At 70.5% G+C, this 24,920-nt stretch carries 21 protein-coding genes and 2 pseudogenes; 4 read left to right on the top strand and 19 right to left on the bottom strand.

The window, feature by feature from the left end; all coding sequences use genetic code 11:
• Positions 1 to 68 precede the first annotated feature (68 nt).
• The 17 genes and pseudogenes from serA to OVA02_RS14025 all read right to left on the bottom strand — a co-directional run bounded on the left by serA (position 69) and on the right by OVA02_RS14025 (position 18,971).
• Entirely contained in the window at positions 69 to 1,658 is a 1,590-nt protein-coding gene (gene serA, locus OVA02_RS13945; protein WP_056046242.1) for a phosphoglycerate dehydrogenase, read from the bottom strand.
• Between the two features lie 160 nt (positions 1,659 to 1,818).
• Positions 1,819 to 2,265, bottom strand: coding sequence for a hypothetical protein (locus OVA02_RS13950; protein WP_267658711.1), 447 nt, complete (start codon positions 2,263 to 2,265; stop codon positions 1,819 to 1,821).
• Positions 2,262 to 2,765, bottom strand: a complete 504-nt coding sequence (locus OVA02_RS13955; protein ID WP_157485333.1) for a hypothetical protein — start codon at positions 2,763 to 2,765, stop codon at positions 2,262 to 2,264. The genes OVA02_RS13950 and OVA02_RS13955 overlap by 4 nt, the downstream gene beginning before the upstream one ends.
• A complete protein-coding gene (locus OVA02_RS13960; RefSeq protein ID WP_056046248.1) occupies positions 2,762 to 3,901 on the bottom strand; it encodes a mannitol-1-phosphate 5-dehydrogenase in 1,140 nt (379 codons plus the stop codon). The genes OVA02_RS13955 and OVA02_RS13960 overlap by 4 nt, the downstream gene beginning before the upstream one ends.
• A 102-nt stretch (positions 3,902 to 4,003) precedes the next feature.
• A pseudogene (ilvC, locus tag OVA02_RS13965) lies at positions 4,004 to 5,030 on the bottom strand (ketol-acid reductoisomerase).
• Between the two features lie 72 nt (positions 5,031 to 5,102).
• Positions 5,103 to 5,609 carry an acetolactate synthase small subunit gene (ilvN, locus tag OVA02_RS13970; protein WP_043593980.1) on the bottom strand — a complete coding sequence of 169 codons (507 nt, stop codon included), beginning with the start codon at positions 5,607 to 5,609 and terminating at the stop codon, positions 5,103 to 5,105.
• Positions 5,606 to 7,498: an acetolactate synthase large subunit gene (locus OVA02_RS13975; RefSeq protein WP_082460282.1), complete on the bottom strand. Its 1,893-nt coding sequence runs from the start codon at positions 7,496 to 7,498 to the stop codon at positions 5,606 to 5,608. Before OVA02_RS13975 ends, ilvN begins: the two co-directional genes overlap by 4 nt.
• 104 nt (positions 7,499 to 7,602) lie before the next feature.
• Entirely contained in the window at positions 7,603 to 9,315 is a 1,713-nt protein-coding gene (ilvD, locus tag OVA02_RS13980) for a dihydroxy-acid dehydratase (protein WP_056046252.1), read from the bottom strand.
• Positions 9,316 to 9,368: 53 nt separating this feature from the next.
• A complete protein-coding gene (gene mnhG, locus OVA02_RS13985) occupies positions 9,369 to 9,929 on the bottom strand; it encodes a monovalent cation/H(+) antiporter subunit G (protein WP_235452595.1) in 561 nt (186 codons plus the stop codon).
• Positions 9,926 to 10,189, bottom strand: a complete 264-nt coding sequence (locus OVA02_RS13990; RefSeq protein ID WP_054145652.1) for a monovalent cation/H+ antiporter complex subunit F — start codon at positions 10,187 to 10,189, stop codon at positions 9,926 to 9,928. Before OVA02_RS13990 ends, mnhG begins: the two co-directional genes overlap by 4 nt.
• Complete coding sequence (locus OVA02_RS13995; protein ID WP_056046254.1) at positions 10,186 to 10,806, bottom strand: Na+/H+ antiporter subunit E; 621 nt, start codon at positions 10,804 to 10,806, stop codon at positions 10,186 to 10,188. Before OVA02_RS13995 ends, OVA02_RS13990 begins: the two co-directional genes overlap by 4 nt.
• A complete protein-coding gene (locus OVA02_RS14000) occupies positions 10,803 to 12,440 on the bottom strand; it encodes a Na+/H+ antiporter subunit D (RefSeq protein ID WP_082460283.1) in 1,638 nt (545 codons plus the stop codon). The genes OVA02_RS13995 and OVA02_RS14000 overlap by 4 nt, the downstream gene beginning before the upstream one ends.
• Positions 12,437 to 12,949, bottom strand: coding sequence for a Na(+)/H(+) antiporter subunit C (locus tag OVA02_RS14005; RefSeq protein WP_082460284.1), 513 nt, complete (start codon positions 12,947 to 12,949; stop codon positions 12,437 to 12,439). Before OVA02_RS14005 ends, OVA02_RS14000 begins: the two co-directional genes overlap by 4 nt.
• Positions 12,946 to 15,948: a Na+/H+ antiporter subunit A gene (locus OVA02_RS14010; protein ID WP_267658712.1), complete on the bottom strand. Its 3,003-nt coding sequence runs from the start codon at positions 15,946 to 15,948 to the stop codon at positions 12,946 to 12,948. Before OVA02_RS14010 ends, OVA02_RS14005 begins: the two co-directional genes overlap by 4 nt.
• Positions 15,949 to 16,089: 141 nt before the next feature.
• On the bottom strand, positions 16,090 to 16,869 hold the full coding sequence (otsB, locus tag OVA02_RS14015; RefSeq protein WP_056046256.1) for a trehalose-phosphatase: 780 nt from the start codon (positions 16,867 to 16,869) through the stop codon (positions 16,090 to 16,092).
• Positions 16,866 to 18,365: an alpha,alpha-trehalose-phosphate synthase (UDP-forming) gene (gene otsA / locus OVA02_RS14020; protein WP_173151134.1), complete on the bottom strand. Its 1,500-nt coding sequence runs from the start codon at positions 18,363 to 18,365 to the stop codon at positions 16,866 to 16,868. Before otsA ends, otsB begins: the two co-directional genes overlap by 4 nt.
• Before the next feature lie 108 nt (positions 18,366 to 18,473).
• Entirely contained in the window at positions 18,474 to 18,971 is a 498-nt protein-coding gene (locus tag OVA02_RS14025; protein ID WP_267658713.1) for a fructosamine kinase family protein, read from the bottom strand.
• 290 nt (positions 18,972 to 19,261) lie between these two features.
• On the opposite strand from OVA02_RS14025, the gene OVA02_RS14030 reads away from it, so the two are divergent.
• Together OVA02_RS14030 and OVA02_RS14035 are read left to right on the top strand one after the other, a co-directional pair.
• Positions 19,262 to 20,302: a magnesium transporter CorA family protein gene (locus OVA02_RS14030; protein WP_082460287.1), complete on the top strand. Its 1,041-nt coding sequence runs from the start codon at positions 19,262 to 19,264 to the stop codon at positions 20,300 to 20,302.
• An 83-nt stretch (positions 20,303 to 20,385) separates the two neighbouring features.
• A pseudogene (locus OVA02_RS14035) lies at positions 20,386 to 21,114 on the top strand (sugar phosphate isomerase/epimerase family protein); the annotation flags it as partial.
• A gap of 71 nt (positions 21,115 to 21,185) precedes the next feature.
• On the opposite strand, the gene OVA02_RS14040 reads toward OVA02_RS14035, so the two are convergent.
• On the bottom strand, positions 21,186 to 22,340 hold the full coding sequence (locus tag OVA02_RS14040) for an SLC13 family permease (protein ID WP_056046260.1): 1,155 nt from the start codon (positions 22,338 to 22,340) through the stop codon (positions 21,186 to 21,188).
• A 122-nt stretch (positions 22,341 to 22,462) separates the two neighbouring features.
• Between OVA02_RS14040 and OVA02_RS14045 the strand changes: the two genes are divergently transcribed.
• On the top strand, positions 22,463 to 22,642 hold the full coding sequence (locus OVA02_RS14045) for a hypothetical protein (RefSeq protein ID WP_043593989.1): 180 nt from the start codon (positions 22,463 to 22,465) through the stop codon (positions 22,640 to 22,642).
• A gap of 69 nt (positions 22,643 to 22,711) precedes the next feature.
• Here the strand turns inward: OVA02_RS14045 and OVA02_RS14050 are convergent, their stop codons facing one another.
• On the bottom strand, positions 22,712 to 24,004 hold the full coding sequence (locus OVA02_RS14050; RefSeq protein ID WP_082460288.1) for a mechanosensitive ion channel family protein: 1,293 nt from the start codon (positions 24,002 to 24,004) through the stop codon (positions 22,712 to 22,714).
• 61 nt (positions 24,005 to 24,065) lie between these two features.
• Between OVA02_RS14050 and OVA02_RS14055 the strand changes: the two genes are divergently transcribed.
• Positions 24,066 to 24,881, top strand: coding sequence for an alpha/beta hydrolase (locus OVA02_RS14055; RefSeq protein WP_056046261.1), 816 nt, complete (start codon positions 24,066 to 24,068; stop codon positions 24,879 to 24,881).
• Positions 24,882 to 24,920 lie beyond the last annotated feature (39 nt).

Consider the following 24,920-nt stretch of genomic DNA (forward strand, 5'->3'; position numbering starts at 1 on the left):
CCCCCGACGACGAACCGCCCCCCTCCGGCCTGACCGGATGAGGGGCGGTTCGTCGTCGGCCGCCGTGACTACAGCGTGACGTCGATCTCGCGCAGCGTCTTCGCGTCGATGGCCACGCGCACCTTCTCGACGAGCTCGTCGGGCGCGGGGCTGTCGATGGTCAGGACGCTCAGCGCCTGACCACCGGCGCTCTGGCGGGCGATCTGCATGCCCGCGATGTTGATGCCGGCGTCACCGAACTCGCGACCGTAGACCGCCACGATGCCGGGGCGATCGGTGTAGACCATCACGAGGTGGTGGGCCGCCAGGGGGACCTCGACGTCGTAGCCGTTGATCTCGACGATCTTCTCGACCTGCTTCGTGCCGGTCAGGGTGCCCGAGACCGAGATCTGCGAGCCGTCGCTGAGTGAGCCGCGCAGGGTGATGACGTTGCGGTACTCGTCGCTGGTCGGGTCGGTGAGCAGACGAACGGTGATGCCGCGCTGCTCGGCCAGCAACGGCGCGTTCACGTAGCTCACCGACTCGCTGACGATGTTCGTGAAGATGCCCTTCAGGGCCGCCAGCTTCAACACGCTGACGTCGTACTCGACCAGGTCGCCGCGCACCTCGACGTCGACGCTCGTCAACGGGCTGTCGGCGAGGCCGGAGAACACCTGACCGATCTTCTCGACCAGGGGGATGCCGGGTCGCACGTAGGGGTCGATGACGCCGCCGGCCACGTTGACCGCGTCGGGGACGAGCTCGCCGCCGAGTGCGAGCCGCACCGAGCGGGCCACCGAGACGCCGGCCTTCTCCTGCGCCTCGTCCGTCGAGGCACCGAGGTGCGGGGTCACCACGACGTTCTCGAGACCCAGCAGCTTCTGGTCGACCGGGGGCTCCTTCACGAACACGTCGAGTCCGGCACCGGCGATCTCGCCGGTGGTCAGGGCCTCGTACAGGCCGTCCTCGTCGATGAGGCCGCCGCGTGCCACGTTGACGACGAAGGCCGACTTCTTCATCGCCTTCATCTGCTCGAGGCCGATCATGCCGGTCGTCTCGGGGGTCTTGGGCATGTGGATCGTCACGAAGTCGCTCGTGGCGAGCAGCTCGTCGAGCGACAGCAGCGTGACCCCGAGCTGCTGGGCGCGGGCCGGCGTGACGTAGGGGTCGTAGGCGACGACGTTCACGCCGAAGGCCTGCAGGCGCGCCGTGATGAGGGCGCCGATGCGGCCGAGGCCGACGATGCCGACCGTCTTCTCGTAGAGTTCGACGCCCGTGTACTTCGACCGCTTCCACTGCCCCTGGGCCAGGGCGGAGTGCGCTGCCGGGATGTGACGCGCGAGGCTGAGGATGTGACCGACGGTAAGCTCGGCGGCGGAGATGATGTTCGACGTCGGTGCGTTGACGACCATGACACCGGCCGTGGTGGCCGCCTTGATGTCGACGTTGTCGAGCCCGACGCCGGCGCGCGCGACGACCTTGAGCGACGGGGCGGCGGCGATGGCCTCGGCGTCGACCTGCGTCGCCGACCGCACGAGGATCGCGTCGGCGTCGGCCAGGGCGGCCAGCAGTGCGGGGCGGTCGGTGCCGTCCACCGATCGCACGTCGAAGTCGGGCCCGAGGGCGTCGACGGTTGCGGGTGACAGTTCTTCTGCGATCAACACGACGGGCTTGGCCACGGGGCGGACGTCCTTCTCTGGATGATGTTCGGTGAGGGGCCGCGACGCGCCGTGGGCGCGGCTGATGACGACTCTATCGACTCGCGCGGATCGTTACGTCCGCATGACGACGTCCCCGGTGGGCGGCGTCACGGACGCGGCCCGCGCCTCCTGGGCTCGCTCAGACGGTCGTGACGTAGGCCGTCAGGGTCAGCGACACGGCCGCCACGAGACCCAGGGCCGCGAACAGCGCCAGCGTGAACTTCCACAGTTCACGACGGCGCCCCACCACGATCGCCGCGACGAAGGCCAGCGGCGGCACGACGACACCCACGATCAGCGGCACCCACGGGGGTGAGACCACCAGGCCGTCGAGGCCGTTCTCACGGTAGAACTCGTTGTTCTGCGTGAAGACCTGCGGCACGAGCACGAGGTTCGAGATGGCCTCGAACAGGTCGAAGGCGAAGAAGACGGCGAAGACGATCGCCACGGCGAGGTAGAAGAAGAAGAAGGAGGCGCGGCCCGGTTCGCTCGCGTCGCCTGCCGTCACCGAGACGGCGTCGTGCTCGTGGTTGTCGCCGTGGTCGTGGTCGTGCTCGTGCTCGTGCTCGTGGCCGTGGTCGTTCATGCGGAGCCTCCCGTCACGAGGGGCCAGGGGGCCACGAGGAGCGCGCCGAGGGCCATCCACGCGAGGCGACGGCCCGTGCGATCGACGGGGACGAGGACGATGACGGCCACGAACCACGCGATCGGGGCCACCACGGCGAACAGTTCGCCGAGGTTCCACATGAGCGACGAGATCGCATCGGTGAACGGGTTGGTGAAGTCGCCGACGGCGACGATCCAGCCCGCGGCCCAGAGGAGGAACACGCCGCCGAGGACGCCGTGGACCACGAGCGACGCCGAACTCATCACCGCGGGGCCGTCGTCGACGTCGTCCTCGTCTTCTTCGTCCGGGTCGACGGGCTCGTCGACGGGCTCGTCGCCTGCACCGTCCGACCGCCGGGCACGACGCGGACGACCCGTCGGCGCAGGCCCCTCGACGTGGCTGCTGTCGGCCTCGTCACCCCAGGTCAGGGCGTCATCGGCGTCGCCGCCGGTCGGCACCCGCGGGTCGGCTGGCGTCATGCGGTGAGCTTGGACGAGACCGCCGCGAGCAACGCGGGGAACAGCGGGTGGTCGTCCTGGACGCCCGTCAGCGTGCGCGTCAGCTCGTCGGCGGCGAGGCCCGAGCTCAGCAGCGACTGCAGCTCGACGCTCTCGACGTCGTCCGGCACGGAGAAGTCGAGGGCGGCACGCACGGCGCGGACGAGTGCGTCGTAGGGCAGCCCCCGCTCGGCGGCCTGGGCCGCGGGACCCACGAACCGCTCGTGGCGGCTGAGCTTGCGGAGGGGGTTGCGGCCGACGCGTTCGGTCGTGTCGGGGAGGTGCGGGTTGGCGATGCGGACGAGGTTCTTCTCGATGTAGGACTGCTGCTCGTCGGCGTCGAGCTCGTGCTTGGCCACGAGCAGGCCCTTCGTCTCGGCGAGGACGCCGCGGACCTCGGCCATGACCTCGGCGTCGTCCAGGGCCTCACGGATGCTCGTGAGCCCCTTGCGGAACCCATGATAAGCGGCCGCGGCGTGGGCGGTGTTGACCGTGAAGAGCTTGCGCTCGATGAAGGGCTCGAGGTCGGCGACCCAGGTGACGCCCTCGATGTCGGGGCGGTGCTCGCCGAACGGCGTGCTCTCGACGACCCATTCGAAGAACGACTCGATGGTGACGTCGAGCGTGCCGCCGGCCTGCTCGGGCACGATCCGGTCGATGGCACAGTTCGCGAAGACGGCGTTCTCGGCCGGATCGTGCTCGCGCACCGCGGCCGCCAACGAGTCGGTGGCGTTGATGGCGTTCTCGCACGCGATGACGGAGAGCGACGCCCGATCGGCGGACCGCTGGGCCAGCCCCTTGGCGATGACCGGTGCGACGAACGGCAGGATGCGGGCACCGACCGCGGTGGTCACGACGTCGGCGGTCGCGATCTCGGCGACGAGGGCCGCCTCGTCGGTGCGGCTGTTGATGGCGCGATAACCGTCGACGACGGTCGTACGGCTGTCTTCACCGACCTCGTGCACCTCGAACGACGACTGCGACTGCAGCGCCCCGATCAGGTCGTCGTTCACGTCGGCGAAGACGACCTCGTAACCACTCGCGTGGAGGAACTGGGCGACGAAGCCCCGACCGATGTTGCCGGCGCCGAAGTGCACGGCCTTCTTGCTGTGAGCCATGCCATAGATCATGCCACGACGTCACCGCGCCGGCGGACGGCGAGAGGGCCCCGCACCGGGTGGTGCGGGGCCCTCTCGGGTGGTTCCGGTGCTGCGTCGAGGTCAGCGCGCAGCGCTGCCGTCGACGTAGTCGGAGTCCTGCTGCTTCCAGGCGAACAGGGCACGCAGCTCTTGGCCGGTGGCCTCGATCGGGTGCTCCTCGCCCTTCTTGCGGAGCTCCGTGAACTCGGGCGCGCCGGCGTCCTGGTCCTCGATGAAGCGCTTCGCGAAGGCGCCCGACTGGATGTCGGCGAGCACGGCCTTCATGTTGTCCTTGACGTCGGGGGTGATGACGCGAGGGCCCGAGACGTAGTCGCCGTACTCGGCCGTGTCGGAGACGCTCCAGCGCTGCTTGGCCAGGCCGCCCTCCCAGATCAGGTCGACGATCAGCTTGAGCTCGTGCAGCACCTCGAAGTAGGCGATCTGCGGCTGGTAGCCGGCCTCGGTCAGGGTCTCGAAGCCGTACTGGATCAGCTGCGAGGTCCCGCCGCAGAGCACGGCCTGCTCGCCGAAGAGGTCGGTCTCGGTCTCTTCGGTGAAGGTGGTCTTGATGCCGCCGGCACGCAGGCCGCCGATGCCCTTGGAGTACGACCAGGCGAGATCCCACGCGGCGCCGGAGGCGTCCTTCTCGACGGCGACGATGACGGGCACGCCGCGGCCGGCCTCGAACTCGCGACGGACGGTGTGGCCGGGGCCCTTGGGGGCGACGAGGACCACGTCGACGCCCTCGGGCGCCTCGATGTAGCCGAACCGGATGTTGAAGCCGTGGCCGAAGACCAGGGCCTTGCCGTCCGGCGAGGTTCGGCGCGATGTCGTCGGCGTACACGTGACGCTGGACCTGGTCGGGCGCGAGGATCACGATGACGTCGCCCCAGGCCGAGGCCTCGGCGGGCGTCTGCACCGTGAAGCCGGCCTCCTCGGCCTTGGCGCGGCTCTTCGAGCCCTCCTTGAGGCCGACGACGACCTCGACGCCCGAGTCGCGGAGGTTCAGCGCGTGGGCGTGGCCCTGCGAGCCGTAGCCGATGACGGCGACCTTCTTGCCCTGGATGATCGACAGGTCGGCGTCGTTGTCGTAGACGATTTCAGTCACGGTGTGGTTCTCCTTGGGTGGTGACGGTGGGGTGTCGGGGCGAGGAGGCGCGGTGCGCGACCCCTCGCGGGTTCAGTTCTTGAAGACGCGGTCGGTGATCGACTTCGCGCCGCGGCCGATGGCCAACAGGCCCGACTGCGAGATCTCCTTGATGCCGTAGGGCTCGAGCACGCGGAGCAGCGCCGTCGTCTTGCCGGTGTCGCCCGTGACCTCGATGACGAGGGCGTCGGTCGACACGTCGACCACCGAGGCGCGGAAGAGGGTGACGGCCTCGAGCACCTGCGAGCGGGTCGTGTTGTCGACGCGCACCTTGATCAGCAGGTGCTCGCGCTGCACGGACTGCGAGTAGTCCAGCTCGACGATCTTGATCACGTTGATGAGCTTGTTCAGCTGCTTGGTGACCTGCTCGAGCGGCAGTTCTTCGACGTCGACGACGACCGTGATGCGGCTCAGCCCCTCGACCTCGCTCTTGCCGACGGCGAGGCTCTCGATGTTGAAGCCGCGCCGGGCGAAGAGGCCGGCGACACGGGTCAGCAGACCCGGCTTGTCTTCGACGAGCAGGGACAGGACGTGGCTCATGCGTGTTCTCCGGTCATGTCGCCGTCGCGGGTGGTGTCGGAGGCGCTCGTGCCCGGCGCCTCGTCGTCCCACTCGGGAGCGAGGGCGCGGGCGTGCTGGATCTCGGAGTTCGAGACCCCCTGCGGCACCATCGGCCAGACCATCGCGTCGCGGCTGACGACGAAGTCGATGACGACCGGGCGGTCGTTGGTCGCGAGGGCGAGCTCGATGGCCGCGTCGACCTCGTCCTCGGTGCGGACCCGGATGCCCAGGGCGCCGTAGGCGTCGGCGAGCTTGACGAAGTCCGGCACCATGCGCGTCTCGTGACCCGTGTTGAGGTCGGTGAACGAGTGGCGCCCCTCGTAGAAGAGCGTCTGCCACTGCCGCACCATGCCGAGCGACGAGTTGTTGATGATCGCGACCTTGATCGGGATGTCGTTGATGACGCAGGTGGCCAACTCCTGGTTGGTCATCTGGAAGCAGCCGTCGCCGTCGATGGCCCACACCACGCGGTCGGGCTGGGCGACCTTGGCCCCCATGGCGGCCGGGACCGAATAGCCCATCGTGCCCGCGCCTCCGGAGTTGAGCCAGGCGTGCGGGCGCTCGTACTCGATGAACTGGGCCGCCCACATCTGGTGCTGGCCGACGCCGGAGGCGTAGATCGCCTCGGGGCCGGAGAGCTGCCCGATGCGCTGGATGATCGCCTGGGGTGACAGCAGGCCGTCGTCGGGCTGGGTGTAGCCGAGCGGGAACTGTTCGCGAAGACCCTCGAGGTGCTCCCACCACGCCGCGATGTCGGGCTTGACCCCACCCGTGACCTCGGCGAACGCGCTCGTGAGGTCGGGGATGACGACCTTGGCGTCACCCACGATGGGCACGTCGGCGATGCGGATCTTCGAGATCTCGGCGGGGTCGATGTCGACGTGGACGACCTTGGCACCGGGCGCGAAGAGCTCGGCCTTGCCGGTCACCCGGTCGTCGAAGCGCGCGCCGAGGGCGATGATGAGGTCGCTCTCCTGGAGTCCCAGCACGGCCGGCACCGTGCCGTGCATGCCGGGCATCCCGAGGTGTTGCGGGTGGGTGTCGGGGAACGCACCGCGGGCCATCAGGGTGGTGACGACGGGAGCCCCGGTGAGCTCGACGAGGGCCTTGAGCTCGGCCGACGCCCCGGCGCGGATCACGCCGCCGCCGACGTAGAAGACGGGTTGCTTGGCGTCGGCGATCATCTGGGCCGCGGCGGTGATCTGCTTGCCGTGCGCCCTCGTCACCGGTCGGTAGCCCGGCAGGTCGACGACGGGCGGCCAGATGAAGGGTGCGCTGTTCTGCTGCGCGTCCTTCGTGATGTCGACGAGCACCGGGCCGGGACGCCCCGTGCTCGCGATCTGGTACGCGGCGGCGAGCGTCGCCGGGATGTCCTCGGGCTTGGTCACCAGGAACGAGTGCTTCGTGATCGGCATCGTGATGCCGACGATGTCGGCCTCCTGGAAGGCGTCGGTGCCCATGAGGGTCGAGAAGACCTGCCCGGTGATGGCCAGCAGCGGCATGCTGTCCATGTAGGCGTCCGCGATCGCCGTGACGAGGTTCGTCGCGCCGGGGCCGGACGTCGCGATCGCGACGCCGACGCGACCGGACGCGGCGGCGTAGCCCTCGGCGGCGTGCCCGGCGCCCTGCTCGTGGCGGACCAGGATGTGTCGGATCGCCGTCGAGGCCATCAACTCGTCGTAGAACGGGATGATGGCTCCGCCGGGCAACCCGAAGACGTCGGTGACGCCCAGGTGCTCGAGCGACTTGAGGATGGCGCCCGACCCGGTCAGCACGGGAGGCGCGGTCGGCGCCCCGACGGACGCGCCGGCGCTCGGCCGGGCCGTCCGCGTCGCGGTGCCGGGCGTGGGGGTGGACTCTGCAGGCATCAGTGCCGGTTCCCTGTTCGTGGTCGGTGATCGATGGTGACGGTGCGGGACGCGGCCGTGCACGGGGTGCGACGTCGCGACGGCTCGACCGGCGGTGGGACGCGTCAGTAGGTGACGGCGCCCTCGGCCGCGGAGCGGACCTGGCGTGCGTACTTCGCGAGGACACCGCGGGTGTAGCGCGGGGGAAGCGGTGCCCAGCCGTCTCGGCGGGCTTCCAGCTCTGCGGCGTCGACGAGTAGGTCGATCGAGCGAGCGGCGATGTCGACCCGAATCAAGTCACCATCGCGCACGAAGGCGATCGGACCGGAGTCGACCGCTTCGGGTGCTATGTGGCCGATGCACAGGCCGGTTGTGCCGCCTGAGAATCGTCCGTCCGTCAACAGTAGTACATCTTTGCCGAGCCCTGCGCCCTTGATGGCCGCGGTGATGGCGAGCATCTCGCGCATGCCCGGGCCGCCCTTGGGGCCCTCGTAGCGGATGACGACCACGTCGCCGGACTCGATGCGCCCCTCGGTGAGGGCGTCCATGGCGCCACGTTCGCGTTCGAAGACCTTCGCCGGCCCCTCGAACACCGACGCGTCGAAGCCCGCCGTCTTGACGACGGCGCCCTCGGGGGCCATCGAGCCGCTGAGGACGGTGAGGCCGCCGGTCGCGTGGATCGGGTTGTCGAGCGTCCGCAGCACCTCGCCGTCGAGCGGCTTCGGCTTGATGGACTCGAGGTTCTCGGCGACGGTCTTGCCGGTGACGGTGAGGCAGTCGCCGTGCAGCAGACCCGCGTCGAGCAGCGCCTTCATGACGACGGGGACGCCACCCATGCGGTCGACGTCGTTCATGACGTACTTGCCGAAGGGCTTGAGGTCGCCGATGTGCGGCACCTTGTCGCCGATGCGGTTGAAGTCGTCGATGGTCAGGTCGACCTCGGCCTCGTACGCGATGGCGAGCAGGTGCAACACGACGTTGGTCGAGCCACCGAAGGCCATGGCCACGGCGATGGCGTTCTCGAACGCCTTCTTGGTGAGGATGTCGCGCGTCGTGATGCCCTGACGGAGCATCTCGACGACGGCCTCGCCCGAACGGTGGGCGAAGTAGTCGCGGCGGCGGTCGGCCGACGGCGGGGCCGCCGAACCGGGGAGGCTCATGCCGAGGGCCTCGGCGACGCTGGCCATGGTGTTGGCCGTGTACATCCCGCCACAGGCGCCCTCGCCCGGCACGATGGCGCACTCGATCGCCTTCAGGTCGTCGTCGCTCATGTTGCCGGCCTTGTAGGCGCCCACGGCCTCGAACGAGTCGATGATCGTGACGTTCTTCTCGGTGCCGTCGCTGAGCTTGACCCAACCGGGGGCGACGCTGCCGGCGTAGAGGAAGACGCTGGCGAGGTCGAGCCGGGCGGCGGCCATCAGCATGCCGGGCAGCGACTTGTCGCAACCGGCGAGCAACACCGACCCGTCGAGCCGCTCGGCGTTCATGACGACCTCGACGCTGTCGGCGATCACCTCGCGTGAGACCAGCGAAAAGTGCATGCCCTCGTGGCCCATCGAGATGCCGTCGGACACCGAGACGGTGCCGAACTGGAGCGGGTACCCTCCCCCGGCGTGGACGCCTTCCTTGGCACCCTGGGCCAGACGGTCGAGCGACAGGTTGCAGGGGGTGATCTCGTTCCAGCTGCTGGCGATGCCGATCTGGGGCTTGCTCCAGTCCTCGTCGCCCATGCCGACGGCACGGAGCATGCCTCGCGACGTGGTGGCCTCGACGCCGTCGGTGACGACGCGGCTGCGGGGTTTGATGTCGATCCCGTCCGGGGTGGGCTTCTCTGGCATGGGTCGAGTTTAGGGCGTGACCGCGCTCGTGCCGTCCACCGTCGCCGACGGCCTCAGAGCTCGCCCGGCTCCCCCGCGGCGTCTCCGGTCGACCGCGTCCGCCGACCCTCGTGGTCGCGGGCGTCGTCGTCACCCTCCCTGTCGTCGAGCCCGGACGAGTCCCCGACCCGGTCCATCTCGACGGCCAACGCGTCGGCCGACCCGACGGGCAGGTCGGACACGTCGAGATCGGCGACGTCGCCCTCGGTCGTCTCGGCGATCTCGCCGGCCGCCCGGGCCACGGCGTCGTCGAGTTCGTCCACGACCAACCGATCGCGCAGGAGGTCGCCGTTGCGGTACCCCGCCCGACCGATCATGTGCGCCGAGATGGGTGCGGTGAGCATCTGGAAGACGAGGACGACGAGCAGGGACGCGATCGTCCCCACGGTGTGCTGGTCGAGCGCGATCGCCGCCAGGACCAGGATGAGGCCGAAGATCTGCGGCTTGGTCGCGGCGTGCATGCGCGACAGGGCGTCGGGGAACCTCAGGAGGCCGATGCCCGCCGCGACCGAGAGCAGTGCCCCGCCGATGAGCATGACCGAGGCCGCCACGTCGTAGACCGTCTCGGGGATCACGAGGGATCCTGCTTCGAGACGTAGCGCGCGACCGTGATGGAGCCGAGGACGGCCGTCAGCGCGAGGGCGAGGATGACCGGGATGGTCCGGGTGTGGCCGTTGAACACCATGTCGGCGGCGAGGACGCAGATCAGGGTGGTCAGCAGCATGTCGGACGCGATCATGCGGTCGAGGATGGACGGCCCCCGCACGATGCGGATGACCGACGCGAGGCCGGCGAACGCGAAGAGCGCTCCGACGACGTAGGCGACGACGGTCACGAGGGACCTCCTTCGTGGGACGAGGAACGGCTGACCGCTTCGTGGACCTCGGCCGCGGCCGGGGTGCCCTCCGCGATGCGACGGCGGTCGTCGTCGCTGCCGAGCACCCGGACGAGGCGGGCCTCGACGACCAGGACGCCGTCGCGGACGCCCTCGACACCGGCGAGGTCCTCGACCGCGAGCGCGTGCAGGTAGAGGATCGACCGCTCGCGGTCGGCCTCGACCACGAGCGACCCGGGGACGAGCGAGATCGCCTCGGCGACGAGGGTCATGATGAAGTCCGACCTCGTGTGCAGCTGCACCGCGACGATCGCGTTCGAGGTCACGCCGCGAGGTCGGACGGCCTGCCAGGCGACGATGACGGAGGCGCGCACCAGGTCGACCACGAAGTGCGCCAGGAAGACCACGGCGTACCAGAGGTTGAACCGGCCGCTCAGTTCGACCGGGGGCAGGAAGAACACCCGGGTCACGAGCAGCGCCACGGCGACGCCGGTGACGAAGGCCAGGACGGTGAACTGGTTCCACAAGGCCATCCAGAGGACGACCAGTCCGACGAGCAGGGGGAGCTGCCGGGCGAGGCTGCGGCCGACCTCGCCGCGGGTGGGACGGCCGGTCACGGGGTGCTCCCCTCGTCTGCGGAGTCCGAGGCGGGTTCGGGCTCGGGCGACGACGGGTCGGACGTCGTCTCGCCCTGACCGCCCGGGAAGACCGTCTGCACGTAGTCGTTCGAGCCGTAGACCCGGCCGGCCGCACGTTCGGCGACGCCGTAGAGCGGGCCGGCAGCGAAGGTCAGGGCGAGCGAGACGAGCACCATGCCCGCGGTCGCGCCCACCATGGTGCGGGGGTTGGTGCGACGTCGCTGGACGGCCACCCGACCCGGGGCCTCCTCGAGGTGCTCGGTGAAGGGCGACTCGTGGTCGTCGACATCGGCCTTCGGGCGCCAGAACGCGAGGTTCCAGGCACGCATGAGCGCGTAGAGCGTCAGCAGCGACGTGAGGGCCCCGGCTCCGATGAGGACGTACACGAGGGGATCGTCGAGCCGGGCACCGGCCTCGAAGAGCGCGACCTTGCCGATGAAACCGGAGAACGGCGGGATGCCGCCCAGGTTGAGGGCCGGGATGAAGAAGAGGACGGCGACGATCGGTGCCGCCTTGAGGAGACCGCCCAGGCGGGTGATCGACGCCGTGCCGCCTCGCCGTTCGATCAGGCCCGCCCCGAGGAAGAGCGTGGTCTGGACCGTGATGTGGTGCACGACGTAGTAGATCGTGGCGGCCAGGCCCTCGACGGTCCCGAGTGCGATGCCGAAGATCATGTAGCCGATGTGGCTGACCAGGGTGAACGAGAGCAGACGCTTGATGTCGGCCTGGGCCACGGCCCCGAGGATGCCCACGATCATCGTCAGCAACGCGATGATCAGCAGGTAGACGTTGACGTTGCTCTCGACGAACAGCACCGTCTCGGTGCGGATGATGGCGTAGACGCCCACCTTGGTCAGCAGGCCGGCGAACACGGCGGTGACGGGGGCGGGAGCGGTCGGGTACGAGTCGGGCAGCCAGAACGACAGCGGGAAGATCGCCGCCTTGATGCCGAACGCCGTGAGCAGCATGACGTGGATGATCGTCTGCACGTCGGGCGGGATGGTGTCCATCTTCTGGGCGATGTCGGCGATGTTGACCGTGCCGAGCGCTCCGTAGATCATCGCGATGGAGGCGAGGAACAGGACGGACGACACCAGGCTGACGACGATGTAGACCACGCCGGCCCGGATGCGCTGCTCGGTGCCGCCGAGGGTGATCAGCACGTAGCTGGCCACCAGGAGGATCTCGAAGCCCACGTAGAGGTTGAAGAGGTCACCCGCGATGAAGGCGTTGAACACGCCCGTGGCGAGGATGAGGTAGGTCGGGTTGTAGATCGAGACCGGGGCCTCGCCGTCGCCGTCGGCCTGGCCCTGCCCGACAGAGAACACGAAGACGGCCAGCAGGACGATCGACGAGATGCTGAGCATGAGCGCCGCGAGTCGGTCGACGACGAGCGTGATGCCGAACGGCGCCTGCCAACCGCCCACCTGCACGGCGATCGCTCCGTGCGTGTCGACGACCACGAGCAGCACCAGGCTGATGACGACGACGAGCGCCAGGGCGACGATCGAGACCACGGCCTGCGAGCGGGGCCGCCGACCGGCGATCAGGGCCGCCGCGGCTCCGAGCAGCGGGATGAGGACGACGAGCGGCACGAGGTAGCTGGGGTTCATGCTCGGTGCCCTTTCTCGTCGTGGTGAGGCCGGTCGTCGCGCAGCGGCCGGTCGTCCGTCGGCACGGCCGCTTCGGCACGGCTGCCGAACTCGCTGTCGCCACCCGCCTCGTCGTCACCGTCGCCCTGTTCGGACTCTTCTTCGGCCGGGACGCCGCGACGCCCGATCTCGAGGTCTTCGGCGTCGTCCGCGAGGGTGTCGCCCTGGGCCAGCCGCCACGACCGGTAGATCAACGCGAGCATGAAGGCCGAGATGCCGAAGGTGATGACGATGGCCGTCAGCACGAACGCCTGCGGCAGCGGGTCGGCGAAGTCGGTCGGATCGGCCTGGCCGTCGACCACGGGGGCCGCGCCGCGTCGGCCGGACATGAGGAGGATGAGGATGTTGGTGGCGTTCCCGACGAGCAGGAAACCCAGCAGCACACGGGTCATGCTGCGCTCGAGCAGCAGGTAGACGCCGCAGGCGTACAGCGCGGCCATGACGACGATCAGGACGAGGGAGACGCTCATGCGCGGCCCCGCTCGGTCGGGGGCGTACCGGCGACGGACACGGGGAGCGCCTCCTCTTCGGGTTCGGACACCTCGTTCGGGTGGCCGAACGCGTCCTCTTCTTCTTGACGGTCGACCTCGGCTCCGAGGCTCCGGAGCACGTCGAGGACGAGCCCGACGACGACCAGGTAGACGCCGACGTCGAAGAAGGTCGACGTGACGAACTCGACGTGGCCGAGCAACGGCACCTCGGCCTCGACCCAGGTCGAGGTCAGGGCGTCGACGCCGAAGAAGAGCGGGACGAGTGCCGTCGCGGCGACCGTCAGGAGACCGGCACCGAGGAGCTTGCCGGCATCGAGGGGTGCGGCCGCACCGAGTTCGTACCGACCGCCCGCGAGGTACCGGGCCACGAAGGCGAAACCCGCCACCAGACCGCCGGCGAAGCCGCCGCCGGGCAGGTTGTGACCGGCGAAGAGCAGGTAGATCGAGACGACGATGATGGCGTGGAAGATCAGGCGCACGACCACCTCGAGCAGGATCGACCGGTTCTGCGGGGCGAGTTTGCGCCCGGCCAGCAACCAGGCGCGGCGGTCGCCCTCGGTGCTGTCGCCGATCTGCGCCGTCGCCCCACCGACGGGCACGACGGGTGCCGGCTCGCGCACGGGCCGGACCCGTGCCAGGAACCGCTGGGCACGCGTGCGCCGCTCGGGCCGGGGCAGGACGTCGGCGCGGGAGGTCAGGAAGACCAGGCTCGCGACACCGGTCGCGGCGACGATGAGGACCGCGATCTCGCCCATGGTGTCCCATCCGCGGATGTCGACGAGCGTCACGTTGACGACGTTGCGGCCGTGACCGCCGTCGACGGCGAGGTCGGGGAAGGCGCCGGAGACCGTGGGGATCGAGCGTGCCCCCAGGGCGACCACGGCGATGGCGGCCATGACGGACCCGACCGAGATGCCGATGACGGCCCGGATCGCCCGGTGGGTGCGGCCGTTTCGCTCGCCCAGACGGGCCGGCAGCCGACGCAGCACGAGGACGAACGCGATGAGTGTGATGGTCTCGATCAGCGCCTGCGTCAGGGCCAGGTCGGGGGCCCCGTGCAGCGCGAAGAGCGCGGCCATGCCGTAGCCGGTCACCCCGACCAGGACGACGGCCTGGAATCTCTTGTTGGAGAGCGCCGACGCGATGGCGCCGATGATCATCAACCCGCCGATGGCCAGCTGCGCCGGGTAGTCCCAGAGCACGGCGGTGGTCGGCCAATCGCTGTTGAGCGCCAGCGTCACCACCGACGAGGCGATGAACACGACGAGGATGGTGGCGAGGTAGAAGGGCAACGAACCGCGCTGCGTCGTCGCGGTCGTCCGCGACGCCGTCCGGTCGATGGTCGCCATGATCCGCACGTACCCGTCGGAGGCGCGGGGCAGGAACGAGACGGCCTTCTGCACCTGCGACACCCGGTCGCGCTGCCAGAAGAGGAGGGCCCCGACCCCGAGCGAGACCGCCGTGAAGCCGAGCGCGGGCTCGAGACCGTGCCAGAGCGCCAGGTAGTAGGGGCCGTGCTCGCCCGGGGCCGAGGGGAGCGTGTCGGCATAACGAGCGAAGACCGGACCGACCTGGTACGAGACGAGGCCGAGCACCAGGCCGGCGACGGCCAGGACGATCGGCGACGCCAGGAAGTCGACGTGCTCACGGACGAAGTCGACCGGCTCGACGCCCTTCTTGCGACCGAAGGCCCCCCAGAGGAAGCGCAGGCTGTAGGCGGTGGTCAGGATCGACCCGACGACGACGCCGACCAGGGCGACGACGCCCCAGGCCGACCCGGTCACGGCGTCGTCGTAGAGGGCCGTGAGCACGGCCTCCTTCGCGACGAAGCCGAAGGTCGGCGGCACGCCGGCCATCGAGGCGAGGGCGAGGAGCGTCACCACGAGGAGGACGGGAGCCTGACGACCGAGCCCGCAGAGCTTGCGCAGGTCTCGCGTGCCCGCCCGGTGGTCGATGACCCCCACCACGAGGAAGAGCGTCGACTTGAACAGGGCGTGGGCGACCAGCAGGGCGAGCCCGGCGAGGGCCGCGTCGCGGGTGCCGAACCCCACCACGATCGTCAGGAAGCCGAGTTGGCTCACCGTGCCGTAGGCCAGGACGAGCTTGAGGTCGTGCTGACGGAGCGCGCGGTACCCGCCGAGGACCATCGTGACCACCCCGACGGTGACGACGATCTCTTGCCAGCCGGGCTGGTCGTGGTAGCCGGGGGCGAGACGGGCGACGAGGTAGATGCCGGCCTTGACCATCGCGGCGGCGTGCAGGTAGGCACTGACCGGCGTCGGAGCCGCCATCGCGGCCGGGAGCCAGAAGTGGAACGGCACGAGTGCCGACTTCGACAGCGCCCCGACGAGTACGAGCACGACGGCGACCGTGACGACCGTCCCGGTGGGTGGCTGCTCGACGAGCTGGGACAACGAGCTCGTGCCGCCCTGGACGGCGAGGATCACGAGGCCGACGAGCATCGCGAGCCCGCCCGCGGTCGTCACGATGAGCGCCTGCAACGCGGCCCCGCGGCTGGCCTGCTTCGCCGTGTAGTGCCCGATCAACAGGTACGAGAAGACGCTCGTGGCCTCCCAGAAGACGAACAGGACGAACACGTCGTCGCTCGTGACGAGGCCGTACATCGCTCCGGCGAAGGCCACCAGCACGGCGGCGAAGCGTGCCCGACCGGCCTCGTCCCGCTCGAAGTAGCGCGCACAGTAGACGAGCACGAGGCCGCCGATGCCCGTGACGACGAGCGCGAGGACCCAGGCGAGGACGTCCATGCGCAGGGTGAGCGAGATGGCGAGCTGCGGAATCCACGGCACGGCCTCGGTGGGCACCTCGCCCGACAACACGGCGGGCCCCTGGAGGGCCGTGAAGGCGAAGGCGGCGAAGGGGACGACGGACGCCCAGAGGAAGAGCGAACGGCCGAGTCGTCCGCCGACGCAGGCCACGACGACGGCCGCCAAGGCGAACGCTGTCAGGACTACGATCACGAGGACCTCCGTCGGCTGGCGACCTCGTCGGACCGGCTCGGCTGAGCGGCGGCGGGGAGTCGCGGCGGGGTGTCCAGACTACCTTGCAGTCACCTGGGAATGCTCAGACCCGGCCATCACACCCGTTCAAGGCATGCGCTGTCAGGCATGACCGAGATGCCCACGCAGGCCGGCCAGTTCGACGAGCAGGTCCGCCACGGCGGCGGGGTCGGCGACGCGATGCATCGCCCCCGTCTCGCCCGGGCCGACCTTGATCGACAGGTCGCCCTCGCCGAGTGCCCGGAAGCCGTCCTCGTCGGTGACGTCGTCCCCGGCGTAGAGGACGCCCGTGGCCTGGACGGCCTCCCGGAGTCGGTCGATGCCGTCGTTCTTGCCGGTCGCCCGGACGGCGAACTCGAGGACGTTCTTGCCGACGCGCTCGTGCATGCCGCCGAGCGCCTCGACGGCCTCGCGGGCCGCCGCGTGGACGGCCTCGGTGGTCGCGGCGTCCGCGAGCCGCGTGTGCAGGGCGAGGCCTGCGGGTTTCTCTTCGACGAAGACGCCCTCACGCCCCTCGGCCACACCGTGGACGGCATCGGACAAGCGCGCACGGCCGGCCTTCTCGTCGTCGCTCAACGAGGTCTCGTGACCGTCGACCCGCACCTCGATGCCGTGCGAGCCGACCAACAGCACCTCGTCGGGGGTCTGGCTGACCTCGATCAACGAGGCGAGGTCGCGCCCGGACACGAGGGCGACGGTGGTCTGGTCGAGTGCCGACAGGCGCATGATCGCGTCCAGGGCCGCGGGCAACGCCCGGGCCCGCAGGGGCGCGTCGACCTCGGGCGCCAGGGTGCCGTCGAAGTCGAGCGCGACGAGGAGGCGCGGGGTCGTCGCGAGACGACCGAGCGCGTCGCTCAGGGCCAGGGGGTCGGAACCGGTCACGAGACGTCACCGTCCGTCGTCGCCGAGGCCGGGGCGGGCGTGATCTGCTGCCCGGGTCGCACGTTCTCGAGGGCCTGCAGGAAGGACGCCGACCACTTGGCCACGTCGTTCTCGAGGACGCGACGGCGCAGGGCCCGCATGCGGGTGGTGCGGTCGCGCTTGGGCATCTCGACGGCGCGCATGATGGTGTTCTTGAGGCCGCCGATGTCGTGCGGGTTGATCAGCAGGGCGCTCTTGAGCTCGTCGGCCGCGCCGGCGAACTCGCTCAGCACGAGCACGCCGTCGTTGTCGCGCCGCACCGCCACGTACTCTTTCGCGACCAGGTTCATGCCGTCGCGGAGGGCCGTGACCAGCATGATGTCGGCGGCGAGGTACAACGCCACCATCTCTTCGCGCGGGTAGCCGTGGTGGTGGTAGCTGATGGCCGTGTGGCTCATGGTGCCGTAGTCGCCGTTCACGCGGCCGACGGTGAGCTCGATCTCGTCGCGCAGCAGCTTGTACGTCTCGACCCGCTCACGGCTCGGGCTCGCGACCTGCACGAGCGTGGCGTCCTCGACGCTGAGCCGACCGTCGGCGAGCAGCTCGCCGAACGCCTTCATGCGGTGCCGGATGCCCTTCGTGTAGTCGAGACGGTCGACGCCGAGCATGATCGTCTTGGGGTTGCCGAGGCCCTCGCGGATCTCGCGCGCCCTGGCCTGCACGTCCGGGCGCGCGGCGAGCTCTTCGTAGCTGGCGGCGTCGATCGAGATCGGGAAGTGCTTCGCCAGCACCCGACGGACCTTGGTGCCCCGGCGCGAGACCGGCGCGGACTCGTCGTCGACCGGGACCTCGATGTAGGGGCGCGTCGTCGAGTACCCGAGCAGGTGGCGGACGGCGCGGGAGAAGTTCGACGCGTCGTCCGCCCGCTGGAAGCCGATGACGTCGGCACCGAGCAGGCCCTCGACGATCTGCTGCCGCCAGGGCAGCTGCGAGAAGATGCCGAGCGGCGGGAACGGGATGTGGTTGAAGAACCCGATGGTGACGTCGGGCCGGGCCTCGCGCAGCATCTTGGGCACGAGTTGCAGCTGGTAGTCCTGCACCCAGATGGTGCCGCCCTCTTCGGTGATCTCGGCCGCGCGGTCGGCGAAGCGCTGGTTGACCTGCACGTAGGACTCCCACCAGACCCGGTGGTAGGTCGGGGCGGCGATGACGTCGTGGTAGAGCGGCCAGAGCGTGTCGTTGCTGAAGCCCTCGTAGTAGCGCTGCACCTCGTCGGCGCTGAGCGGCACGGGGACGATCTCGATGCCGTCGGACTCGAAGGGCTCGAACTCGAGGTCGGGTTGGCCCGCCCAGCCCACCCACGCCCCGTCGTTGGCCTTCATGACGGGTTCGAGGGCGGTGACGAGACCCCCGGGCGAGTGCTGCCACGACGCCGACCCGTCGTCGGCGATGACCCGGTCGACGGGGAGGCGGTTGGAGACGACGACGAAGCCGTAACGTTCGGGGGTGTCGGGCATGGGGTGGGTCGGCTCCTGTCGCATCGCCCGCACGGACGCGGGACGGCCAGATTATCAGCGGTGCCCCAGACGGCTCCTGGCGACCGGCGTACCCCACCCGGACGATCGTCAGACGAGGCGCAGGGTCGCCTCGGCGGCCCGCACGAGGGACGCCCCGTAGCTCGGTCCGTGTCCGGCGGCGTGCACGGCCAACGGGTGGAGCTGGTGCAGTGGCACGCGACCCCGCCACCCCTCGCCCAGCGGCGAGCGCGCCTGGTAGCCCGCCAGCACGTCCTCGAGGTGCGGGCAGCCGAACAGGGCCAGCATCGCCAGGTCGGTCTCGGGATGACCGCCGTGGGCGGCCGGGTCGATGAGCACGACTCCCCCGGCGTCGAAGAGCACGTTGCCGGCCCACAGGTCCCCGTGGAGGCGGGCCGGGGGCAGGTCGTCGTCGAACGCGCCCTCGGCGACGAGGCGGCAGGCTCGCTCGACGACCTCGAGGCCCGCCCGGTCGAGACCGCCCGCCCGGACGGCGACGCGGGCGTAGGGCAGGACCCGCTGCTCGGCGTAGAAGACCCCCAGGTCGCCTTCGGTCGCACCGTCATCGGACGGCTGCCGATGAAGCACGGCCCCGCCCACCCCCGAGGAGGCGCACCGAACGCCTCCGCGCCGCTCGCGTGGGTCACCGCGAGGGCCTCGCCGAAGGCCCGTGCGGCCTCCGCCGTGGGACGGACCTCGTGCACGGGATCGAGGTCGATGCGCCCCGGGGACGCGGCCTGGACGCCGACCGTGCGCGCGCCTCCTCGGGGCGTGGCCTCGGCGAGCCAGGCGAGACCGGCCGCCTCGGCCTCGAAGAACCCGGCGGGGGCGTCGGCACGCTGCTTCGTGTAGGAGGTCACGGGAATAGCATGCGCCCCATGACCGACACCCGTCCCCCGCGCACCGAGGGGCCCCGCGGCCCCGCCGACGACGGTGCCCGTCCCGACACGACCATCGTCACGCGCGCCTACCGAGGGGGCCAGCTGATCGCCCACGACTTCCCGCTGCACGAGGTGAGCGACCACCTGGAGACGGACGGCTGCCACGTGTGGATCGACCTCACCGACCCGACCGCCGGCGACCTCGCCTCGCTCGAGGACGAACTCGGACTGCACGAGCTCGCCGTCGAGGACGCGCTGCAGGACGGACAGCGGCCCAAGGTCGACCGTTACGACAACCATCTGTTCACCGCTCTCTACGACGTGCGCTTCGACCGGGCCAGCGGCGTGCTCGACACGAGCGAGGTGAAGGCGTTCATCACGGAGCGCGCCCTCGTGACGATCCACCATCCGGAGTTCGACGTCACCCGGCTGCAGGCGACCTTCGACCAGAACCGCGACCTGGCGTCGCACGGCGTCTCGTACTTCCTCTGGGGTCTGCTCGACTGCGTCGTGGACCGGCACTTCGACGCCACGGATGCGCTGGACGACGAGATCGAGGGCATCGCCGACGACCTCTTCGACCCCGCGCCCCGGACCATCGACGTGCAGAAGCGCTCGTTCGCCCTGCGGAAGAGCCTCGTCCAGCTGCGGCGGGTCGCGTCGCCGATGCGCGAGGTGCTGAACACGCTGCTGCGCCGCGACCTGAAGGAGGTCGACTCCGCCATGCACCCGTACTTCCAGGACGTCTACGACCACGTGCTGCGCGTGGCCGAGCAGAACGACTCCCTGCGCGACCTCGTCTCGACCATCCTCGACACGAACCTCAACCTGCAGTCCAACCGCATGAACCTCATCATGAAGAAGGTGACGAGCTGGGCGGCCATCATCGCGGTCCCCACGGCGATCACCGGGTTCTACGGGCAGAACGTGCCGTATCCGGGGTTCCAGTCCGCCGCCGGCTTCGTCACCTCGTGCGTGCTGATCGTGGCGATCGGCGGCCTGCTCTGGTGGCAGTTCAAGCGCCGCGACTGGCTGTAGCCCGCCGTTCCCGCACTGTTCACCGCGGTGTCGACGCCGCCGCGACGCCCCGGTCGTAGCCTGGCCGCGTGATCACGGTCGGAATGAGCACGTCCTGCGTCTTCCCGCTGACGACCGACGAGGCCTTCCGGCTCGCGCGGCTCACCGGCTTCGACGGGGTCGAGGTGATGGTGACGGCCGATCGGGCGACCCGACGACCCGAGCTGCTCCGTGCGGCGACCGCCCGGTGGGGGCTGCCCGTTCTCTCGGTGCACGCCCCCGTCCTGCCCGTCGCGCACTTCGCCTTCGGTCGTGACCAGGTCGACAAGCTGCGGCGCTCGGCCGGACTGGCCCGCGAGCTGGGCGCCACGACCGTCGTCGTCCATCCGCCGTTCGTCTGGCAGCGGTCCTACGCGGCGCGCTTCGTCGACGTCGTCCGCGAGATCGCGACCGAGACGGGCGTCACCCTCGCCGTCGAGAACATGTTCCCCGTGAGGTTCGGACCGGCCGGGTTCGACCCCTACCGCCCGGGACACGACCCCTCGTCCCTCGACGTGGAGGCGGCCACCCTCGACTTCTCGCACGCCGCCGTCGCCGGGCGCGACGCGCTCGACCTCGCCCTGGCGCTCGGGCCGAGGTTGCGCCACGTCCACCTGACCGACGGCGTCGTCTCGTCCCGCCCCGGCGGGCTGCACGACCAGCACCGGGTGCCGGGTCGCGGCACGCAGCCGGTCGCCGAGGTGCTCACCCACCTGGCCCGGTCGGGGTGGGCCGGCACCGTCGCCGCCGAGGTGCACACCGACGGGGACGAGGAGGCGCGGCTCGGCCAGCTCCGGCGGACGCTCGCCTTCGCGCGCCGTCACCTCGCGACCGCACCCGCGTCGGGCCCGAGCGCCCGGGACCCTCAGACGAACAGCACCGTCGCGACGACCGCGAGCGGCACGGCGACCGCCGCCACCCCGAGGCCGGCGAGCACGAACCGCCCCCAGGCGACCTCGACGCCCATCGACGACAAGCGCGAGTGCCAGAGCAGCGTGGCGAGCGAGGCCCACGGCGTCACGAGGCAGCCGATGTTGACCCCGACGAGTACGGCGACGAGCCGCAGCGGCGACCCGGCCACCGGCTCGAGGGCGAGGTAGGCCGGGAGGTTGTTGGCCACGTTCGCGGCCACCGCGCTGCCGCCCGCCAGTCGAAGCAGGTCGGGCAATTGGTCGCCGGTGCCCACGACGGCTCCGAGCAGGTCCGCCAGGCCGAGCGAGTGAGCGGCCTCGACGACGAGGAACAGCCCGCCGGCGAAGAGCAGCGTGCCCCACGGCACCAGCCCGAGTCGGAGGACGCCGCGGCGGCGGACGGCCGTGGTGACGACGAGCACGAGCGCCGCGACGGCGGCGGGGATCCAGACCTCGACGCCCGAGACCAGGGCCGGCACGAGCAGCCCCGTCGCGACCGCGGCGACGCCGAAGAGCACGCGGTCGGCCACGGGCTCGGACGCCGGCGCCTCGAACCGGCCGACCAGCTGACGGCGGTAGCGCAGTCCGATGGCCACGACGGGGACGACGACGCCCACCACGGCGGCCGGTGCGACCAAGGCGGCGAATTGCACCGGGGCCGGTGATCCGAGCTCGTGCAGCGCGAGCAGGTTGGTGAGGTTCGAGACCGGCAACAGCATCGAGGCGCAGTTCGCGAGCCACACCGTCGTCAACGCGAACGGCATCGGCGGCAGGCCGGCATGCCGGGCCACGATCACGACCACCGGCGTGAGCAGCACCGCCGTCGTGTCGAGCGAGAGGAACACCGTGCAGAGCACCGCGAGCGCCACGACCAGGAGCCACAGCACGAGCACCCGCCCTCCGGCCAGCCGGGCCGAGGCGGACGCCAGCCACGAGAAGAGTCCGGCCTCTGCCGCGAGCTCCGCGACGATCGTCAGGCCGACGACGAAGCCGAGCACGGGCGCGACCCGTTCGACGAGCGCGAGCAGTTCGTCACCGGTCAGGACGCCGGTGAACACGGCCACGAGGCCGAGCAACACGAACACGCCTCCGAGCAGGGCAGTGCGCACGGCATTCTCCTTCGACCGCAGGACGCACCGGCACGGGACGCCGGGCAGCTCAACCTACCCCCACCCGGACTCGTGCCACGTCACGCGGTACCGTGGTCGAAACGACCCCTGGGAGCCCCACCGTGCGCAAATTCCTCTTCAACGGCGCGATCATCAGCGCGATCTTCTCCGGCATCAGCCTCCTCAAGAGCCTGAGCGCCGGCCCTCGTGACTGGCGCCTCGCCCTCATGGCGATCAGCTGGGCGGCCTCGACCGCGATCGCCGTGGGCAACGTCATCGAGGCCGCGAACGACGACGACTGACGTCTGCCGAGACACCGAGGAGGCGCGTCCCGCTCTGGCGGGGCGCGCCTCCTCGTCCGTGTGGTCGCGTCAGCGACGCCCGTCGACGCCGGGCGTCGGCCCGGCCGGATCGCCGTCGGGACGGCCGGTCGGCAGGCCACCGGGTCGTCCCGCGACGTGCGGGTCGTGTTCCGCCTCGGCGCCGAGCGAGGCCTGGTACTCGGCGACGTCGTGGATCGGGATGGCCGCCGTGAAGAGCGCCGTGCGTTCGGAGTCGGCGTTGTCGCCGCTGAACAGGGCGGAGGCCTCCGACGTCGACCGGTGGGCCCGTCCCTTCGGCGCCGGTTCGGCCTCGACCATCTGCACCCGCGTCCGCGGGATCGACTGCGGGCTCTTCGCGTGCAGCCAGGCGATCAGGTCCTCTCGGACGAGGCAGCGCAGGTCGAACAGGGTCGGTGCGTCCTTGGCCGTGACGAGCACCCTCACCCGCACGTAGCCGGCCTGGGCGTCGGTGACCTGGAGCACCTTGGTGCGTCCGTCCCAGAGGTCCGTCCCCGCGAGGATCACGTCGAGCTCCTTCCGCATGGCCCCCGGGTCGACCCGCCAGTCCAGGTCGAACTCGACCGCTCCGAGCAGCTCGCTGTTGCGCCGAGTCCAGTTCTCGAACGGGGTGGTCGTGAAGTAGGTCGACGGCAGCACGAGACGCCGGTCGTCCCAGACGTGGACGACGACGTACGACAGGGTGATCTCCTCGATCAGGCCCCATTGCCCCTCGACCACGACGACGTCGTCGATGCGGATGGCGTCGCTGAAGGCCAGTTGGATGCCCGCGAAGACGTTCGCCAGGGTCGACTGCGCCGCGAGGCCCGCGACGACCGAGACCAGCCCCGCACTCGCGAGGACGCTCGCACCGACCGCCTCGACCCCCGGGAACCCGAGCAGCACGGTGCCCGCGGCCAGGATCACGATCAGGGCCACGGTCAGCCGTCGGAGGATGAGCACCTGGGTGCGGACCCGACGCGCCACCCGGTTGTCGGGGGTGTCGACCCGGTAGCGCGACAGGCCGAGGTCCTCGAAGAAGATCGCGAGGGCACCCACGAACCAGGCGACGACGACGATGACGGCGCAGCGGAAGGCCTGTGACACCCACCCCTCCCCCGGGTAGTCGGCGGGGAGCAGGGCGTCGAACGACGTGGTCAGCGCGACGACGAGCAGCACGACGAGCAGCGTGGCGCGGAAGGGGCGGCGCATGCGCGTCACGAAGGCCTGCGCCCACTCCTTGCGCTTGGCGACCACGCCGACGACCAGGCCGACGACGGCCGAGATGACGAAGGTGAGGACGACGGCGGCGACGAGCGAGATGACGAGTTGTATCCAGGGCATCCCCCGAGCCTGTCGCATGACGCACGGCTCCGTCCCGGCTGGCCCCTGGGACGATGGAACGGTGAGACGATCCACAGCTTCCCGTCGCGAGTCCGCCCCGCCCGCTCCTCCCCGGCGTCACGCCTCCCGGCGACGACGCGTGCTCAAGGGCGTGGCCCTCGGACTGTTCGCCGTCGTCGTGCTCGCCGCCACGGGGTTCTTCGTCTGGGCCAAGACGCCGATGTCGGCGACGGCGTCCTCGCTCGCCTCGGTGTCCGCCGACGAACGGGTCGAGGTGACGAGCAGACCCGACACGGTCGTGATGCGACCGACCGAGACGGCCGCCACCGGCCAGGGTCTCGTCTTCGTCGCCGGTGCCCGGGTCGACCCGCAGGCCTACGAGCAGACCTTCGCGGGTCTCGTCGCCACCGGCGTCACCGTCGTCGTCGAACGACCCACGCTCGGGTTCGGCATCCTGGACCCCCGCCCGCTGTCGACCTTCACCGACCTCGCCCCCGAGGTCGACGCGTGGGCGGTGGGCGGTCACTCGCTCGGCGGGGTGCGTGCCTGTCAGTACGCCGCCGACGACAGGTCGGTGGACGCCCTGGTGCTCCTCGGCTCGTACTGCGCGACGACCGACCTCTCGGACGACGACGAGTTGGCCGTCCTCAGCCTCGGTGGTTCCGAGGACGGCCTCAGCACCCCGGCGAAGATCGCGACCTACCGCGACATGCTGCCGGGCAGCGCGTCGATGGTCGAGATCGACGGGTCGAACCACGCCCAGTTCGGCAGCTACGGCGCGCAGTCCGGAGACGGTTCGGCCACGATCTCGGACGAGGAGGCGCGCGAGCGCATCACGCGCCAGCTCACGTCGTTCTTCGCGGGCGTCGGCGTCTAGGCCCCCGAGGGCCTCCTACCGGCGGCGCCGCACGGACGG

Origin of the sequence: Frigoribacterium sp. SL97 (assembly GCF_026625765.1) — a bacterium.
Classification (GTDB): domain Bacteria; phylum Actinomycetota; class Actinomycetes; order Actinomycetales; family Microbacteriaceae; genus Frigoribacterium.